This window comes from Pseudomonas urmiensis (assembly GCF_014268815.2).
GTDB lineage: Bacteria > Pseudomonadota > Gammaproteobacteria > Pseudomonadales > Pseudomonadaceae > Aquipseudomonas > Aquipseudomonas urmiensis.
In genome coordinates, this window is sequence record NZ_JABWRE020000001.1 from 2,500,667 (window position 1) to 2,518,129 (window position 17,463).

Here is a 17,463-nt window from a genome sequence, read left to right on the forward strand (position 1 = left end):
TCATCCTGACCATCGGTTGCCCTAGGCACAGTGCCATCTACCTGATGGATAAGAAATCAGAGAACGCCAGACGTTCCGCTGGGCTCAACAGTTAGTTGTCGACAGCCAATACGCCAGCGATAGATGTCGCCCCAGGGGGCTGCCTTGCAGCCCATCGCAGGCTGCGCCAGCGCCTACCGTTAGATCAGTTGCCCAGCTATCAAACTCACCCCGATCACCATCATCGCCGAACCCGACACCCTGCCGACCAGCCTCGCCGCCGCCGGGCGGCTGCGCAATACAGCCTTGGCGCCGTAGCCGACCAGCAGGTAGACCACCAGCGAGCTGAACAGGTGGACCAACCCCAGCAGCAGAATCTGCAGCGGTAGCGGCCAAGTTGAGGATGGATCGGTGAACTGTGGCAGCAAGGCCAGAAACAGCAAGAACACTTTGGGGTTCAGACCGCTGACGCAAAACCCCTTGAGCGCCCAGCGTGCCCCCGATCCTGCTTCATCGGCCTGGGCCGCTTCGGGCGCTGCCGGGCGCAACAGCAGATTACCGCCCAACCACAGCAGGTAAGCGGAGCCAGCCAAGGTCAGCAGCGACAGTGCCAGCGGATGCCCGGCGATCAGGCTACCGACCCCGGCGGCCACCACCAGTGTCGCGAGAAAGTGCCCCGAGAGCATGCCAGCTACCGCAGGCATCACCCAGCGTCCACGCATACCGGCCGAGATGGCGTAGGCCCAATCGGCACCCGGGGTAATGACAAACAGCAACGATACGGCCCAGAACGCCGCCAACACACTGATAGCCACTTGAGTCTTCCTTCAGATCAGCTTTGGATGAAGAAAGATTACGGATATCGCCGAGGGATTTTCTTTCGTATATTCCCTCCCTGCGAACAATTACTGGAAGATTCTTCCCCAATGGACAGAACCGATCGCAAGATCCTTGCCGAGCTGCAACAAGACGGTCGCTTGTCGGTAACCGACCTGGCCGAGCGCGTCGGCTTGAGCCTCTCGCCCTGCCATCGACGCTTGAAAGCACTGGAGGAATCTGGCGCCATTGTGGGCTATCACGCACGCTTGGCGCCGGCGGCGCTAGGCTTGAACTTCGCCGCGTTGGTCTTCGTGACCTTGCGCGAAGTCACCCGCCAGCCGGTGGCGGACTTTGAAGCGGCGCTGGCGCAGATTCCGCAGATCGTCGAGGCGCAGCGCTTGTTTGGCGATCCGGACTACCTGCTGCATGTGGTAGCGCGTGATCTCCCGGCGTTTCAGAAACTCTATGACGAGCAGTTGACCAGCATCCCCAACGTCAAGCGGCTGAGCTCGACGCTGGTGATGAAAGAAGTGATTCAGGATCGATTGTTGCCAATGTAGTTGGCAGCTGCACGGCTTGTGTCGACTGCCAGCGAAAGGCCCGCCCAAACCCGCTTTTTACTCGCCCTCTGAGCGTGCAGTGCGCACCAACACGGCTCACTGCGTGCTGACGCCAACCCGCTTGAAGCCCCAACCCCGTGGCCTTCAGCCCGGTGGCCCGTTCCTTGCTGCCAGCGACCTCTTAACCTTTTGTCAGCCTTAGGTTTTTTAAGGTTCATGAGCACATATTTACTAATTTCTCGATCCCTGCGCACCCCGCATCATCCCTCCAACAAGAACGCGTCGCCCCTTGCCGGCACGCACCCGGGCACTCCCCCGTGCCCCACCTTGCCTTGGAGTCAGTCATGACCAGTGCAGCCAACTCGGCACCTCTAATAGAAAAACACACGATCGGCTACGTGCCCCCGCAAGACCGCCATGGAAAGGTAAGGGATCTGTTCACCCTGTGGTTCGGCGGCAACATCGCGCCCCTGCCCATCGTCACTGGCGCCCTGGGCGTGCAGTTGTTTCATCTGAACCTGGTGTGGGGCATCGTCGCCATCCTGGTCGGTCATCTGCTCGGAGGCGTGCTGATGGCGCTGCACTCGGCGCAAGGCCCGCAGATGGGCATTCCCCAGATGATCCAGAGCCGCGCCCAGTTCGGCTCGCTCGGCGCGTTGCTGGTGGTGGTCATCGCTGGGGTGATGTACATCGGCTTCTTCGCCTCCAACATCGTCCTGGCCGGCAAGTCGCTGCATGGGGTCGCCGAGTCGGTTCCAGTGCCGGTCGGTATCGTGATCGGTGCGCTGGGCTCGGGCATCATCGGCATCATCGGCTACCGCTTCATCCACGTGCTCAACCGCATTGGCACCTGGGTCCTGGGGGTCGGCATCGTGGTCGGTTTTGGCTACATCTTCAGCCATGTCCAGAGCGATGATTTCCTCACCCGTGGCGGTTTCAACCTCGCCGGCTGGCTGGCCACCGTATCGCTGGCGGCGCTGTGGCAGATCGCCTTCGCGCCGTATGTGTCGGATTACTCGCGCTACCTGCCGGCAGACGTGAAGGTGTCGTCGACGTTCTGGACCACCTACCTGGGCTCGGCCCTGGGTTCGAGCCTGTCGTTCGTGTTCGGCGCGGTGGCGGTGCTGGCGATCCCGGCGGGCATGGACACCATGGACGCCGTCAAACTCGCCACCGGCGCAATTGGCCCGTTGATGCTGGTGCTGTTCCTGCTCAGCGTGATCAGCCACAACGCCCTCAACCTGTATGGCGCAGTGCTGTCGATCATTACCCTGATCCAGACCTTCGCTTATCGCTGGATCCCGACCGCAAAGAGCCGCGCGGTGCTGTCGCTGATCGTCCTGGCCGCCTGCTGCGTGGTGGCGGTGTTCGCCTCGGCGGACTTCATCGGCCACTTCGTCGATATGGTCCTGGTGCTGCTGGTCGTGCTGGTGCCGTGGACGGCGATCAACCTGATCGACTTCTATGTGATCCACAAGGGCGACTACGACATCGACTCGATCTTCAAGGTCGATGGCGGCATCTACGGGCGCTACAACCCGCAGGCACTGATCGCCTATGCCGTGGGCATCGTGGTGCAGATCCCATTCATGAACACGCCGCTGTATGTCGGGCCGGTAGCCGAGCACATCAACGGCGCCGATCTGTCGTGGCTGGTGGGCCTGGCGATCACCTCGCCGTTGTACTGGTGGCTGGCCAGCCGCGACAGTGCCTATCGCCGTCGGCAGACCAGCGCCAAACTGGCAGCGGCAGCCTGATAGAGACAGCACCTGCGCGCTCCCACAACCCCGCTCTGACGCGCCACAGCGCGATGCACGACGGGGCCTCTGTGGGAGCGGGCTTGCCCGCGAAGAGGCCGGCACAGGCAACCTATAGCCGCCCCAAGCGCTCACGCAAAAACGCCACGAACGCCTGCACCGGCCGGGCCACTTGCCGGTGCTGTGGGTACACCGCCGACAGCTGCAGCGCTGGCGGTGTCCACGGCTCCAGCAGTGCGACCAACCTGCCCTCTGCCAATGCCCGCTCGACGATGAACGCTGGCAGATAGGTAATGCCCATCCCGGCAATCGCCGCATCCCTGAGCAGCTCGCCATTGTTCGCGCGCATTCGCCCCGTCACCGCAATGGCCAGGGCCTTGCCCTGATGCTTGAACTGCCACTGCACCTGCCGTGCATGCCCATAAGGCAGGCAATCATGCTCACGCAGCGCTTCAGGCACTGCTGGCGTGCCGCGTCTCGCCAGATAATCGGGGCTTGCGCAGTAGACCCGTTCGATATCGGCAATCCGCCGCGCAATCAGACTGGAATCCTCCAAGCTACCAATGCGCAGTGCCAGGTCATAGCCCTCGCCAATCAGGTCCACCGCCCGGTCACTCAGGTCGACTTCGACGTCCAGTTGCCGATGCAGTTGCAAGAACTCCGTCAATAAACAGCCCAGATGGCTCATGGCGAATGACAGCGGCGCACTCAAGCGCAAGGTGCCACGCAACGCCTGGGTCTGGCCGCTGATGTCTTGCTCGACCTGCTGCACTTCGCTGAGCAAACGCAAGGCCGACTGGTAGTACTGCTGGCCCAATGGCGTGGCATCCAGACGCCGCGTCGAACGGTTGAGCAGGCGCACGCCCAGGCGCTCTTCGAGTTGCATCACGCGGCGGCTGACGAACTGCTTGGACAGCCCCAGGCGCTCGGCAGCGGCGGTGAAGCTGCCGGCTTCCATGACCTGGGCAAAAATACGCATGTCTTCGTAAGGGTTCATTGTCGCTATCCAGTTGACAGTGAACGCTTTATACCGGCTTTTCCCTAGCGAGGCAGCTGCCTAATCCCTGCACAGCTGGCAGCGCTGGCCCTAACGCCAGGCAAGCCACCTGAACGGCATGCGAGTAGCGAGTCAATCTACCCCTTCGACGATGATCACCTCAGCCGTCGCCACCCCCTGGCGATGGCAGCAGGCCTGTTGATACTCGGCCGAGCGATAGCAGGCCAGCGCCTGTTCATACGACTCGAACTCAATGACCACACTGCGCTGCGGGGTTGGTCGCCCTTCCAGCGCTTCGCTACGCCCGCCCCGCGCCAGCAACCGCCCGCCATACGCCTGGAACGCCGCCGGTGCGCGCTGGGTGTATTGCTGGTACTGCTCAGGATCGGTCACATCGACATGGGCAATCCAATAGGCCTTCATCCACTGCTCTCCTGTCTTCAGGTATTTGTGTATTATGGTATACCATAAAAATCAAACCACCACAGCGAGCGTGCAGCATGGCTTTCAACAGCATCGAAGAACTACTCGAGGACTACCGGCAAGGCAAGATGGTCCTGCTGGTGGATGACGAAGACCGTGAGAACGAAGGCGATCTGTTGATCGCCGCCGAACACTGCGACGCCGCCGCCATCAACTTCATGGCCCGCCAGGCGCGTGGGCTGATCTGCCTGACCTTGACCGACGAGCACTGCCAACGGCTGGGCCTGGAGCAGATGGTGCCAAGCAACGGCAGCGCCTTCAGCACTGCCTTTACCGTGTCGATCGAGGCTGCCAGCGGCGTCACCACCGGCATCTCGGCGGCCGATCGCGCCCGCACCGTGGCTGCCGCCATGGCGCCCAACGCGCGGCCTGAGGACCTGGTCCAGCCGGGGCATATCTTCCCCCTACGCGCCCGTGAAGGCGGCGTACTGACCCGTGCCGGGCATACCGAAGCGGGTTGCGACCTGGCCCGCCTGGCCGGTTTCAGCCCGGCCTCGGTGATCGTCGAGGTGCTCAACGATGACGGCAGCATGGCCCGCCGCCCGGACCTGGAGGTGTTCGCCGCCCAGCACGGGATCAAGATCGGCACCATCGCCGACTTGATCCACTACCGGTTGAGCACCGAGCAGACCATCAAACGCATCGGCGAACGTGAACTGCCGACGGTGCATGGCACCTTCCGCCTGGTGACCTACGAGGACCGCATCGAGGGCGGGGTGCACATGGCCATGGTGATGGGCGAGATCCGTCGCGAACAGCCAACCCTGGTGCGCGTGCATGTGATCGACCCGCTGCGTGACCTGGTCGGCGCCGAGTACGCCGGGCCGGCCAACTGGACCCTGTGGGCGGCGCTGGAGAAGGTCGCCGACGAGGGTGCGGGGGTGGTGGTGATCCTGGCCAATCACGAGTCTTCCCAAGCCCTGTTGGAGCGGGTGCCGCAACTGACCCAGCCGGTGCGTGCGTATCAGCGTGGGCAATCGAAGGTGTACTCGGAGGTCGGCACCGGGGCGCAGATTCTGCAGGACCTGGGCGTGGGCAAGCTGCGTCACCTGGGGCCGCCGCTCAAGTATGCGGGGCTGGCGGGGTATGAACTGGAGGTGGTGCAGAGCATCCCGTTCGAGCCTGCAATTACAGGGTGATGGCCGGTCGCCCAGAGTGCTTGCCAAAATCTTGGAATACCATAATATGATATCCCGTAGACCTTAAATTATCGGCCGCATCCTAAACTCACAATCGGCCCCACGACGTCGTTGAAATAGCTGCTCCCCGAACACATGGCGGGTGACAGACCCGCCTCGAATAACAAAAGTAACGAGGGCGTAACCATGCTGTTGAGCAAACGTGTAACCGCAGTGCTGTCCGCCAGCCTGCTGACCCTGGCCTGCCAGGCCAGCCAAGCCGCCGACAGCCTGAACTTCGTCAGCTGGGGTGGAACGACCCAGGATGCGCAAAAACAGGCATGGGCCGAGCCCTTCTCCAAAGCCAGCAACATCAAGGTCGTGCAAGACGGGCCCACCGACTACGGCAAACTCAAGGCCATGGTCGAGAGCGGCAACGTGCAATGGGACGTGGTCGATGTAGAAGCGGACTTCGCCCTGCGTGCCGCCGCCGAGGGCCTGCTCGAACCTTTGGACTTCAACACCATCCAACGCGAGCGCATCGACCCGCGCTTCGTTTCCGACCACGGCGTCGGCTCGTTCTTCTTCTCCTTCGTCCTGGGCTACAACGAAGGCAAGCTCGGGGCCAACAAGCCGGTGGACTGGTCAGCGCTGTTCGACACCAAGACCTACCCTGGCAAGCGCGCCCTGTACAAATGGCCAAGCCCAGGCGTGCTGGAACTGGCGCTGCTGGCTGACGGCGTGGCGCCCGACAAACTCTACCCACTGGACCTCGACCGGGCCTTCAACAAGCTCGACACCATCAAGAAAGACATCGTCTGGTGGGGCGGCGGCGCGCAGTCGCAGCAGCTGCTGGCCTCTGGTGAGGCGTCGCTGGGGCAGTTCTGGAACGGCCGGGTCTACGCCCTGCAGCAAGATGGCGCGCCGGTTGGGGTGAGCTGGAAGCAGAACCTGGTCATGGCCGACTTCCTGGTCATTCCCAAAGGCGCCAAGAACAAGGATGCGGCCATGAAGTTCCTGGCCAACGCCGCCAGCGCCAAGGGCCAGGCCGAGTTCGCCAACTTGACGGCCTACGCCCCGGTCAACCTGGACAGCGTCAGCCAGCTCAAACCCGAGCTCGCCTCCAACCTGCCGACCGCCTACGCTCAAGACCAGGTGACGCTGGACTTCGCCTACTGGGCGAAGAACGGCCAGGCCATCGCTGCCCGCTGGAATGAGTGGCTGGTCAAATGAAAGTCGCCATCAATGCCCTGCACAACGCGCAAGGTGCCGCCAGCGGCAGCGGCGCACCAGGAGCGGCCATGCACCGTCCGAGCTTGAGCCAACGCTGGCGTGGCAGCCGCAACCTGCTGCCGGCTCTGTTGTTCCTTGGCCTGTTCTTCTTCGCCCCGCTGATCGGCCTGCTGCTGCGCGGGGTGCTGGAGCCAGTGCCGGGGCTGGGCAACTACGAGCAGCTGTTTGCCAACTCGGCCTATGCGCGGGTGCTGTTCAACACCTTCTCGGTGGCCGGCCTGGTGACCCTGATCAGCGTGCTGCTGGGCTTCCCACTGGCCTGGGCGATCACCCTGGTGCCCAAGGGCTGGGGCCGCTGGCTGCTGAACATCGTACTGCTGTCGATGTGGACCAGCCTGCTCGCGCGCACCTACTCATGGCTGGTGCTGCTGCAGGCCTCGGGGGTGATCAACAAGGCGCTGATGGCCATGGGGATCATCGATGCGCCGCTGGAAATGGTCCACAACCTCACGGGCGTGGTGATCGGCATGAGCTACATCATGATCCCGTTCATCGTCCTGCCGCTGCAGGCGACCATGCACGCGATCGACCCGATGGTGCTGCAGGCCGGTTCCATCTGTGGCGCCAGCCCTTGGACCAACTTCTGGAAAGTGTTCCTGCCGCTGTGCCGCTCGGGGCTGTTCTCCGGTGCCTTGATGGTGTTCGTCATGTCGCTCGGTTACTACGTCACCCCGGCCCTGCTCGGCGGCGCGCAGAACATGATGCTGCCTGAGTTCATCGTCCAGCAGGTGCAGTCGTTCCTCAACTGGGGCCTGGCTAGCGCCGCTGCTGCCCTGTTGGTACTGATCACCCTGGTGCTCTTCTACTTGTACCTGAAGCTGCAACCGGAATCGCCGGTTGGTAACGCGAGGTAAGCCGCCATGCTCCTGACGCCCAATGCCATGGGCCGCCCGCTGCGGGTTGGCCTGTACCTGACCACCGGGGTGATCGCAGCCTTCCTGTTGCTGCCGATCCTGTTCATCGTCCTGCTGTCGTTCGGCTCGTCGCAGTGGCTGGTATTCCCGCCGCCGGGCTGGACCTTCAAGTGGTACGGCCAGTTCTTCTCCAACCCTGAGTGGATGGAGGCCGCCCTGGCCAGCCTCAAGGTCGCCGTGCTGACCACGATCTGTGCAGTGGCGCTGGGCCTGCCCACCGCCTTCGCCCTGGTACGCGGGCGCTTTCCTGGCCGGGAGATGCTCTACGGGCTGTTCACCCTGCCGATGATCGTGCCGCTGGTGATCATCGCCGTGGCGGTGTACGCGCTGTTTCTCAAGCTTGGCTACACCGGCACGCTGTTCGCCTTCGTGGTCAGCCATGTGATCGTCGCCCTGCCGTTCACCATCATCTCGATCATCAACTCGCTCAAGCTGTTCGACCAGTCGATCGAAGACGCCGCGGTCATCTGCGGCGCCTCGCGGCTGCAAGCGATCTTCAAGGTGACCTTCCCGGCCATTCGCCCAGGGATGATCGCCGGCGGCCTGTTCGCCTTTTTGGTGTCGTGGGACGAAGTGGTGCTGAGCGTGATGATGGCCAGCCCCAACTTGCAGACCCTGCCAGTGAAGATGTGGACCACCCTGCGCCAGGACCTGACCCCCGTCATTGCGGTGGCCTCGACCCTGCTGATCGGCCTGTCGATCCTGGTCATGCTCATCGCCGCCGCCCTGCGCCGGCGCAACCCAGCCAGCGCCTGAACGCCCGGAGACAATAACAATGAGTGCAGTGAGCAAAGACAACGCGCCCAACCAGACCTTGGTCAGCTTGCGCAACCTGAACAAGCACTACGGCGAATTCACCGCCGTGGACAACATCAACCTGGACATCCAGGATGGCGAGTTCCTCACCTTCCTCGGCTCCAGCGGCTCGGGCAAGTCCACCACGCTGTCGATGCTGGCCGGCTTCGAGACGCCCAGTAGCGGCGAGATCCTGGTCGATCAGCTGTCGCTGGTCAACGTCCCGCCGCACAAGCGCGACATCGGCATGGTGTTCCAGCGCTATTCGCTGTTCCCGCACCTGTCGGTGCGCGACAACATCGCCTTCCCCCTGGCGATCCGCAAACTCAGCGCTGGCGAGATCGCCAAGCGGGTCGATGCGATGCTCAAGCTGGTGCAACTGGAGCCGTTCGCCCATCGCCGCCCTGCTCAGCTCTCCGGTGGCCAGCAGCAGCGGGTGGCAATCGCCCGGGCGCTGGTCTACGAGCCACGGATCCTGTTGATGGACGAACCGCTCGGCGCGCTGGACAAGAAACTGCGCGAAGACCTGCAGGACGAACTACGTCAGCTGCATCGCCGGCTGGGCATCACCATCGTCTACGTCACCCACGACCAGGAAGAAGCCATGCGCCTGTCACAGCGCATCGCCATCTTCAGCCACGGCAAGATCGTCGGACTGGGCAGTGGCTATGACCTTTACCAGAATCCGCCGAATGCCTTCGTCGCCTCGTTCCTGGGCAACTCCAACTTCCTGCGCATCAAGGCCAGCAGCAATGGTGCCGGGCGCTTTGAGGGGCAAGCACTGGCAATTCGCCTGACCCCAGGGCTGGTCGCCGAACAGGACGCGCTGATCATGGTGCGGCCGGAAAAAGCCCTGGCCTTGAGTGCCGAGCAAGCTGCGCGCGAGCCACTCCCGGCGGGTTGGAACGAGGTCAGTGCCAAGGTCGCCGAGGTGTTGTTCCTGGGTGAGAGCCAGACGTGCCATGTGGTCACTGCCGGCGGCACTGAAATGACGGTCAAGGCCTTGTCGGCGGCGGGGATGCCGATGCAGCCAGGGGAAACGGTCAAGGTACGCTGGGCGGTGGCCGATGCCTGTATCTATACCGAGTGGGCCGAGAGCGATCTGAGCAAGGCTGCTGGGGCACACTGATCGGCCACCTTTCGCGGGGCAAGCCCGCTCCCACGCTTGGCTCATGAGGCGAAGAACCTGAGCCAAGCATGGGCGCCACGCTTGGCTAGGCGCCAGAGGACGTGGCAACCAAGCAACGTGGGAGCAAGGCCGCTGGGACGCATTGATCGGCGACCTGTCGCCGGGCAAGCCCGCACGCTTGGCTCATGAGGCGAAGAACCTGGGAGCCAGGCATGGGCGCCATGCTTGACTAGGCGCCAGAGGACATGGCAACCAAGCAACGTGGGAGCGGGCTTGCCCCGCGATGAGGCCAGCAAGTACAACGTTTCATCCTGCGGCCAGCTGCCCCAAGCTGCGCCGCACCTTGTCCAGCAACTCACCAATCTGGAACGGCTTGATCAGCATATCCATCCCCGTGCCAAGAAACGCCTGGCGATCCAACGCGGTCTCGGCGTAGCCGGTCATGAACAGCACCGGCAGCCCTGGTCGGTAGGTGCGGGCCATGTCCGCCAGCTCCCGGCCACTGATCCCTGGCAAGCCGACATCGGTCAGCAACAGCTCGATCCCGGCGTCTTCGCGCAAATGGTCCAGCGCCTGCTCAATGGTCTCGGCCAAGGTGCAGCGATAGCCGGCATCGGCCAACGCCTCGGCCACCGACAGGCGCACCGAAGCCATGTCCTCGACGATCAGCACATGCTCGCCGGCGCCCTTCTGGTCGACCTGGGGTGCGCGATCAGCACTGGCCGCTTGTTGGGTACTGGCCGGCAGCAGCAGGGTCACTTCGGTGCCCTGCCCTGGCAGGCTTCGAATCGCCACATGCCCCCCAGACTGGCGAGCGAACCCATAGATAGTCGACAAGCCAAGCCCGGTGCCTTGACCGACCGGTTTGGTGGTGAAAAACGGATCGAAGACTTTTTCCAGCAACTGCGGCTCGATGCCGCTGCCATCATCGCGCACCGTCACCGCCACATAGGGGCCGTCCTGCAAATTGGGGTCGCCATGCGACCAGGTCGCGGCAGTATTGACCCAGATATGCCCGCCCTTGGCCAAGGCATCCCGGGCATTGATCACCAGGTTGAGCACTGCGCTTTCCAGCTGGATCGGATCGACCAGGGCAATCGCCGGGCGGCTGGAGAGCTGCAGTTGCAGTTCGATGCGCTCGCCGATGGTGCGGGTAATCAACTCCTCCAGCGAGCGCACCCGTTCGTTGACATCTACCGGCCGGGTATCGAGCGGCTGCTGGCGGGCGAAGGCCAGCAAGCGATGGGTGAGCGATGCCGCGCTCATTGCCGAGCTCAAGGCAGCCTCGGCGTAGCTTGGGACTTTCTCCACACGGTTTTCCGCAACCCGTTTGCGGATCAATTCCAGGCTGGTGATGATGCCGGTGAGCAGGTTGTTGAAGTCATGGGCGATACCGCCGGTGAGGCTGCCCAGCGCATCCATCTTCTGTAGTTGCAACAACTGCGCTTCGCTGCGTGCGCGCTGGGCGACTTCATGGGCCAGCTGGGTGTTGGCGTCATCCAGGCGGGCCAGGTGCGAACGCTCGCGATGGCGGTGCTCGGTGACGTCCTCGACGAACACCAGGCACAAGCCGGGCGCGCGATAAGGCGACAGCTGCCACTCGGTATCCCGCGGCAGGCCTTGCACGGTCATGGCCAAGGTGCCACGCCAGCGCTGGCCATCGGCAAGGTGCTGACGCAACAGCGCCAATTCGCCTTGCTGATCGCTGGCAAAGCACTCACGCAAGGTTTCCGGGTGGCGGTTGTCCTGGATCAGCTGGGCGAAGGCCTGGTTGCATTCATGCACCTTGAGGGTGGCGTCCAAGACTGCAATCGGTGCCGAAACATTGCTGAAGATCTCACGAAAACGCGCTTCGCTCTCGCGCAGTGCACGCTCGGTGTCGCGCACCCGCAGCAAGGTGCGCAGGGTCGCCAGCAGCACGTCCGGATCGACCGGGTGCACCAGGTAGGCGTCGGCGCCCGCTTCCAGGCCAGTGATGATGTCACCGGTCTGGATCGACGCGGCAGACACGTGGATCACCGGCAGCAACGCGGTTGCCGGATCGGCGCGCAGCAGGCGCACGATGTCGAACCCACTCATGTCCGGCAGGTTGACATCGAGAATCAGGGCATCGATCTGCTCGTTGCGGATCATCGCCAGGCCGTCGCCACCGGTGCCTGCTTCCAGCACCTGGTAGTCGTGCAGCGCCAGCCGCCGGCGCAGCGCGTAACGCGTGGCGGCGTTGTCGTCGACGATCAGCAGGCGGATGTCAGGGTTCATCGACGCTCTCCTGGGCGATGGCCAATGGAATGATCACAAAAAACGCCGAACCCTCCCCTGGCACGCTGTCCACCCCCACTTCGCCCCCCAGCAAGGCGGCGAAACGCTTGCACAGCGACAACCCCAAGCCAGTGCCGCGCAGACGCTTTTGCAGTGGCGAGTCGAGCTGGGCGAAGTCCTCGAACAGGCCTTCGAGCAGCTCTGGCGCAATGCCGATGCCGGTATCGGTAACGGCGAAGCGAATCTGATCGCTGCCATGCAACTGGGCCGAGACCCGCACTTCGCCTCGGGTGGTGAACTTCAGGGCATTGGAAATGAAGTTACGCAGAATCTGGGTCAGCTTCTTGTCGTCGGTATACAGCTGGGGCAGGCCCTGTGGTTCTTCGAAAATCAGATCGACAGACCCGGTATCGACAATCGGCCGGAACATCCCGCGCAAGGCGGCGAACAGGTCGAGCATGTCGAACCAGGCCGGCGAGATGGTGATGCGCCCGGCCTCGATCTTGGCCAGGTCCAGCAGGTCATCGACCATGTCGCTGAGCTCGCGAGTCGCGGTGCTGACGAACGCCACCTGCAACTGCTGCTCTTTGCTCAGCGGCCCGTCCACTTCGTCGGCGAGCAGGCTGGTAATGCTCAGGATCGAGCCCAGCGGCGTGCGGAATTCGTGGCTCATGTAGGAAAGGAAGCGGCTTTTCAGGTCCGATGCCTGGCGCAATTGCTCAGCCTGGATATCCAGCTCGGCATACAGCGCCAGCACGCCCTGGTTGGTTTCTTCCAACTCGCCGCGCAAGGCCTGGTTCTCCGCCTGCAAGCGCGCCACCAGGGCGGCCTGCTCGGCGGTGGTGTGGGGCGACGGCTCAGGCATGCACTGTCTCCAGGTCGATAACCAGCACCGTGACATCGTCCCGCCCGCGGCAGAAGTCGCGGTGCAGCACGGTGGCGATCACGGCCGGGTGGCGCGAGGCCAGGCCGGGGTAGGCTTGAAGGTTCCAACGCGATTGCAGGCCGTCGCTGAACATGATCAACAGATTTCCCTTCACGTGAGCGTAGTCGAACACCTGGCCCTTGCGGTATTGACCCCCGACGATGCCGGGGTGCGAGGCCAGGCCCCGCGGCCGTTCGCCGCCCACCAAGGTGGCGCCGATATTGCCGATGCCAATGAACGCCAAGCTGTCGGCGCAGGCATCGTACTGAGCGATGGCCACCGCGCCGCCGCGGGTGCCAGCCATGGCGTGGTGCAGCTCGCCAAGCAAGCCTTGCGGCTCACTGAACGGGTTGCCGGCAAACTCCTGGGCCCCGGCCTTGGCGGCTCGCTCGGCCTCCTCACCGTGACCCAGACCATCTATAAGCAGTGCGCTCAGTCGTTGCTTACCCAGGGTCACGTGCCAAGTATCACCACAGGCGGGGTCATCATGCAGTGAATGCTGGCTGACCCCGACCCGCACATCCGGCCCACTGGCGTCCTCGCGGTACAGCCGCGCCAAGACCACTGCGCCACGCTCATCGGCATGCACATCGAACACCTGTGCCAGGCGACTGACCGCCCCCAGGCCAATGCCCTGGGTGCCGCCGGTCGAGTAGCCATCGGCCAGGCAAGCGTGTACATCGAACCCCTTGGCGCGATCCACCGCCAGCAGCTCAAGGCCGTGCCCGTCACCATGAGGCAGTACCCGCAAATGCAACTCGCCGCGCTCGGCATGTTTGAGCACATTGCTGGCAAGCTCGGTAGCGACCAGCGCGGCTCGACCAGCATCGGCTGGATCAAAACCATGCTGTTCGGCCAGTTTCTGCACCACCCGGCGGGCGTGGCCCACCTGGCTGTGATCATCCAGGCGCAATACCTGGGTCAGGCTGGCGGCAAGGTTCATGTCCATCGAGTTATCGTTACCCGGGTGCCTTGCCCGGGAGCGGTGTCGAGTTCGAATTCATCGACCAGCCGGCGCGCGCCGGTCAGCCCCAGGCCCAGGCCCGAGCCGGAGGTCCAGCCATCGGTCAACGCCAGCTTGACGTCAGCGATGCCGGGGCCTTCGTCGCGAAATACCAGGCGCAAGCCAACCCTGCCGGCGTCCTCGATGACCTGCCAGTCCATATCGCCGCCACCGCCATACACCACGGTGTTACGGGCCAGTTCGCTGACCGCCGTGACCAGCTTGGTCAAGTCGACCAGGCGCATGCCGCAGTCACTGGCGATCCTGCGCGCCAGCTGTCGGGCCAGTACCACATCCTGCTCCAGGCGCACCGGTTGGCTGCCGCTGTCGCGAATGCTCATGGCCGACCTACCCGCTGACGCAGCAGATTCATGCCGCGGTCAACGTTGAGCGCGGTGCTCACCCCTGGCAGGGTCAGGCCGAGTTCGACCAGGGTGATGGCTACCGCCGGCTGCATGCCGACCAGCACGGTTTCGGCGTCCATGATCCGCGACAAGCCGGAGATGCTGGCGATCATCCGGCCGATGAACGAGTCGACCATGTCCAGCGCCGAGATATCGATCAACACGCCCCGCGCCGAGGTGTGGTCGATACGCGCGGTGAGGTCGTCCTGCAGGCGCAGGGCCAGTTGGTCGTGCATGTCCACCTGGATGGTCACCAGCAGGAACTCGCCCATCTGCAAGATAGGGATACGCTCCATCGGCTCACACTCGCTCGTCTGGGCGGTTGCCTAGACGGGTCAGCGCCAATTTGAGGGCATCGGCAAGATTGGACTTGGTGGTCAGCGTGCCCAGGTCCAGGCCCAGGTGAACGATGGTCTGGGCGATCTGCGGACGCACGCCGCTAATGATGCAGTCGGCGCCCATCAGGCGGATGGCAGTGACGGTCTTGAGCAGGTGCTGGGCCACCAGGGTATCGACCGTGGGCACGCCGGTGATGTCGATGATGGCGATTTCCGAGCCGGTGTCGACGATACGCTGCAGCAGTGACTCCATGACGGTCTGGCTGCGTTGCGAGTCGAGGGTGCCGATCAGCGGCAAGGCGAGCACTCCATCCCACAGTTTGACCACCGGGGTGGACAGTTCTAGCAGCTCTTCCTGCTGGCGCTTGATCACCCCTTCGCGGGTTTTCTGATAGGTGCGGATGGTGTGCACTCCAAAGGCGTCGAGCAGCTCGGAGACCTCCCACAGCTGCTCGGCCAACAGCGCCGGCTGCTCGCGGTAGTGACTTTGCAACAGGGTGAACAGCGGGCCTTTGAGGGCAAAGATGAAGTAGGCGGTCTGGTGCGACTCCTGGCCCGCCTGGGCACGGCTGCTGGAGAGTTTCTCCAGGAAGCGGCGGGTTTCTTCCCAACCTGCTGCGCCAATGTTGCCGCCGCTTTCGCTGCGCAGGCCATCGACTACCAGTTGGAGAAAATCACGGGTTTCCTGACGCAAGTCCTGCTCTTTGATATTGCGGGCGGCGCCATTGGCTTCCAGTGCTGCGATCCAATCGCCGATCAGCTGGGACTGGTTGCTAGCAATTGCTTCCAACGTACTGTTCTGCAGTGCTGCCATGTGCCTTGCTCTCCTGAAAATGCCTGCCGGCGCCCGATAGAAATTACCGGCCCCAAAAAATGACATCCACCAGTGAAAATAGTTGTGGCAACCACCCAATAATTGCATTGGGCTATCCGCCGTGCTGCTAACTCTAGGCCAAGATCGCCCGGTCCGTGGTAGACAGCGACTCAGCAACTGCATAGCGGTAGAGAGGCACCGGCACAGCGCAACAACGCAATGCAGGACAGATAGAACGCATCCGTTTAGGCCATCAGGTAGGCTTGCTCACGCACACTCCGATTAGTCCACCCTCCTCCAGCCCGCTTTATCGCCCTCAATCTGCGCGTCAGGGCTTGAGAAAAGCCATTACCTGCTCAGCTGCCAATGCTGGATTTTCTTGCATGAAGCAATGCCCGCCCGGCATCTGCTGCGCCGTCACGCTCGCATTGAGCGCCGCCAGGCGGCGCACCGAGTGAGGCACGAAGGGATAGGTCTGCTCGCCGTAGAGAATCCGCGTGGGCGTGCGGATTCGGCCCAGCTGTGTCCACATACGCTCGGGGAAGGAGCTGAAGATCTCCACTTCGCGGCTAGGCCGGCATTTGAGCACCACCGCTTCACCGCAGTCGCCAATGGCATGCTCGACATACGCCTGCAACGCCTCGTCGCTCCAGCCTTTGAAGATGCCCCGCCCCTGCAGCGAGGCATGTGCCGCCGCGCGATCAGGCCAGTGGCTGCGCCGCGTGGCCGCCTTGCGCGCCAAGGCGTGTCGCCGGTGCAGGCCAACCAGCGCGGCAGCGCCCATAACCCCGAGCATGCGCCGGCTGAACAGCACCGGATCGAGCAACACCGCGCGTTCGAACAGCTGCGGCTCATTGGCCAGGATCAACCCGGTCAGCACCCCGCCAAAACTGTGCCCAAGGGCATACCGGGGGACATCGCCATACTCGCCTCGACCCGCCTCGAAAGCCTCCACGGCCAACGCAGCCGTGCGGTTCCAACCACGAAATGCGCCGCCATGGTCACTGTCGCCATGGCCCTGCACATCGCTCAACCACAGGTCGTAATGCTCGCCCAAACGCATCAGCAGCGGCTGGTAGGCCAGGCTGCAAAAGCCGTTACCGTGAAGAAAGTGCAGCAGTGGCCGGCCACTGGCGGGCGAGCGCCAACCGCGCAGGGTGAAGCCTTCAGGGCAATCATGGGACCAAGGGATCAATTGCATCAGCCGGCTGCGCTCATCGGGATCAGGAAAACGCCGATTCTACAAACAGCAGCGGGTACAGCGAAATCACCAGCAGCAGGGCCATCAGGACATTGAACAGCATCAGCCAACGTGGATTTTGCAAAAGGCTGCGCAAAGCACTGCCGAACATCACCCAAATCCCGACACTGGGCAGGTTGACCAGGGCGAATACCGCCGCGATGACGATCACATTGACGACATAACCCTGCGCTGGCGTGTAGGTGGTAATCGCCCCAACGGCCATCACCCAGGCTTTGGGGTTGACCCACTGGAACGCCGCCGCGCCCAGGAAACTCATCGGCTTGGCCGAGCCATTGCCGCTGGCAGAGATCGGCCCAGAAGTGGCGATCTTGTAGGCCAGATACAGCAAGTACGCAGCGCCGAGGTAGCGAAGGATGCTGTACAACGGCGGCCAGGCCTTGAACACTTCGCCTAGGCCAAAGCCTACCGCCAGCACCATGACCATGAAGCCAATGCTGATGCCCATGGCGTGCGGAATCGAACGACGCACCCCAAAGTTCACCCCCGAAGCGAGCAACATGGTGTTGTTCGGCCCCGGGGTGATCGAGGACACGAAAGCAAAAAGCACAAAGGCAGTCAGCAGGTCGAGAGAGGCAAGCATGGCGTGGTTCCGCAGCGTGGAGTAGTTATCGT

18 protein-coding genes are annotated in these 17,463 nt (G+C 63.1%); 7 read left to right on the top strand and 11 right to left on the bottom strand.

Features of this window, described 5'->3' with window-relative positions:
- Positions 1 to 179: 179 nt before the first annotated feature.
- Positions 180 to 794 carry a LysE family translocator gene (locus HU737_RS11060; RefSeq protein WP_186555248.1) on the bottom strand — a complete coding sequence of 205 codons (615 nt, stop codon included), beginning with the start codon at positions 792 to 794 and terminating at the stop codon, positions 180 to 182.
- A gap of 111 nt (positions 795 to 905) precedes the next feature.
- Between HU737_RS11060 and HU737_RS11065 the strand changes: the two genes are divergently transcribed.
- The gene (locus HU737_RS11065) at positions 906 to 1,358 is read left to right on the top strand and encodes an Lrp/AsnC family transcriptional regulator (RefSeq protein ID WP_186555247.1); all 453 of its coding nucleotides are present in this window, start codon (positions 906 to 908) and stop codon (positions 1,356 to 1,358) included.
- Between the two features lie 344 nt (positions 1,359 to 1,702).
- The gene (locus HU737_RS11070; RefSeq protein WP_186555246.1) at positions 1,703 to 3,115 is read left to right on the top strand and encodes a purine-cytosine permease family protein; all 1,413 of its coding nucleotides are present in this window, start codon (positions 1,703 to 1,705) and stop codon (positions 3,113 to 3,115) included.
- A 112-nt stretch (positions 3,116 to 3,227) separates the two neighbouring features.
- Here HU737_RS11070 and HU737_RS11075 read toward each other — a convergent pair whose 3' ends face one another.
- Complete coding sequence (locus tag HU737_RS11075; protein WP_186555245.1) at positions 3,228 to 4,112, bottom strand: LysR family transcriptional regulator; 885 nt, start codon at positions 4,110 to 4,112, stop codon at positions 3,228 to 3,230.
- 132 nt (positions 4,113 to 4,244) lie between these two features.
- On the bottom strand, positions 4,245 to 4,535 hold the full coding sequence (locus HU737_RS11080) for a DUF1330 domain-containing protein (protein ID WP_186555244.1): 291 nt from the start codon (positions 4,533 to 4,535) through the stop codon (positions 4,245 to 4,247).
- 77 nt (positions 4,536 to 4,612) lie between these two features.
- Here HU737_RS11080 and ribBA point away from each other — a divergent pair, with 77 nt between their 5' ends.
- From ribBA to HU737_RS11105, 5 genes are all read left to right on the top strand, one after another.
- The gene (gene ribBA / locus HU737_RS11085; protein WP_186555243.1) at positions 4,613 to 5,734 is read left to right on the top strand and encodes a bifunctional 3,4-dihydroxy-2-butanone-4-phosphate synthase/GTP cyclohydrolase II; all 1,122 of its coding nucleotides are present in this window, start codon (positions 4,613 to 4,615) and stop codon (positions 5,732 to 5,734) included.
- A 186-nt stretch (positions 5,735 to 5,920) separates the two neighbouring features.
- Positions 5,921 to 6,946 (top strand): polyamine ABC transporter substrate-binding protein, encoded by a 1,026-nt coding sequence (locus HU737_RS11090; RefSeq protein WP_186555242.1) that lies wholly within the window; start codon positions 5,921 to 5,923, stop codon positions 6,944 to 6,946.
- Complete coding sequence (locus HU737_RS11095) at positions 6,943 to 7,860, top strand: ABC transporter permease (RefSeq protein WP_186555241.1); 918 nt, start codon at positions 6,943 to 6,945, stop codon at positions 7,858 to 7,860. Before HU737_RS11090 ends, HU737_RS11095 begins: the two co-directional genes overlap by 4 nt.
- A gap of 6 nt (positions 7,861 to 7,866) precedes the next feature.
- Complete coding sequence (locus tag HU737_RS11100; RefSeq protein ID WP_186555240.1) at positions 7,867 to 8,676, top strand: ABC transporter permease; 810 nt, start codon at positions 7,867 to 7,869, stop codon at positions 8,674 to 8,676.
- Between the two features lie 19 nt (positions 8,677 to 8,695).
- Entirely contained in the window at positions 8,696 to 9,844 is a 1,149-nt protein-coding gene (locus tag HU737_RS11105; RefSeq protein ID WP_186555239.1) for an ABC transporter ATP-binding protein, read from the top strand.
- A 306-nt stretch (positions 9,845 to 10,150) separates the two neighbouring features.
- On the opposite strand, the gene HU737_RS11110 is transcribed toward HU737_RS11105, so the two are convergent.
- The 8 genes from HU737_RS11110 to HU737_RS11145 form a co-directional block, all read right to left on the bottom strand.
- Positions 10,151 to 12,103 (bottom strand): PAS domain-containing hybrid sensor histidine kinase/response regulator, encoded by a 1,953-nt coding sequence (locus HU737_RS11110; protein WP_186555238.1) that lies wholly within the window; start codon positions 12,101 to 12,103, stop codon positions 10,151 to 10,153.
- Positions 12,093 to 12,968, bottom strand: a complete 876-nt coding sequence (locus HU737_RS11115) for a sensor histidine kinase (protein ID WP_186555237.1) — start codon at positions 12,966 to 12,968, stop codon at positions 12,093 to 12,095. The genes HU737_RS11110 and HU737_RS11115 overlap by 11 nt, the downstream gene beginning before the upstream one ends.
- Entirely contained in the window at positions 12,961 to 13,971 is a 1,011-nt protein-coding gene (locus HU737_RS11120; RefSeq protein WP_186555285.1) for an ATP-binding protein, read from the bottom strand. The genes HU737_RS11115 and HU737_RS11120 overlap by 8 nt, the downstream gene beginning before the upstream one ends.
- Positions 13,968 to 14,372: an ATP-binding protein gene (locus HU737_RS11125; RefSeq protein WP_186555236.1), complete on the bottom strand. Its 405-nt coding sequence runs from the start codon at positions 14,370 to 14,372 to the stop codon at positions 13,968 to 13,970. Before HU737_RS11125 ends, HU737_RS11120 begins: the two co-directional genes overlap by 4 nt.
- A complete protein-coding gene (locus HU737_RS11130) occupies positions 14,369 to 14,731 on the bottom strand; it encodes an STAS domain-containing protein (RefSeq protein WP_186555235.1) in 363 nt (120 codons plus the stop codon). Before HU737_RS11130 ends, HU737_RS11125 begins: the two co-directional genes overlap by 4 nt.
- A 4-nt stretch (positions 14,732 to 14,735) precedes the next feature.
- Complete coding sequence (locus tag HU737_RS11135) at positions 14,736 to 15,587, bottom strand: STAS domain-containing protein (RefSeq protein ID WP_186555234.1); 852 nt, start codon at positions 15,585 to 15,587, stop codon at positions 14,736 to 14,738.
- 328 nt (positions 15,588 to 15,915) lie between these two features.
- Positions 15,916 to 16,788, bottom strand: coding sequence for an alpha/beta fold hydrolase (locus HU737_RS11140; protein ID WP_186555233.1), 873 nt, complete (start codon positions 16,786 to 16,788; stop codon positions 15,916 to 15,918).
- Positions 16,789 to 16,810: 22 nt separating this feature from the next.
- Entirely contained in the window at positions 16,811 to 17,431 is a 621-nt protein-coding gene (locus HU737_RS11145; RefSeq protein WP_186555232.1) for a LysE family translocator, read from the bottom strand.
- Positions 17,432 to 17,463 lie beyond the last annotated feature (32 nt).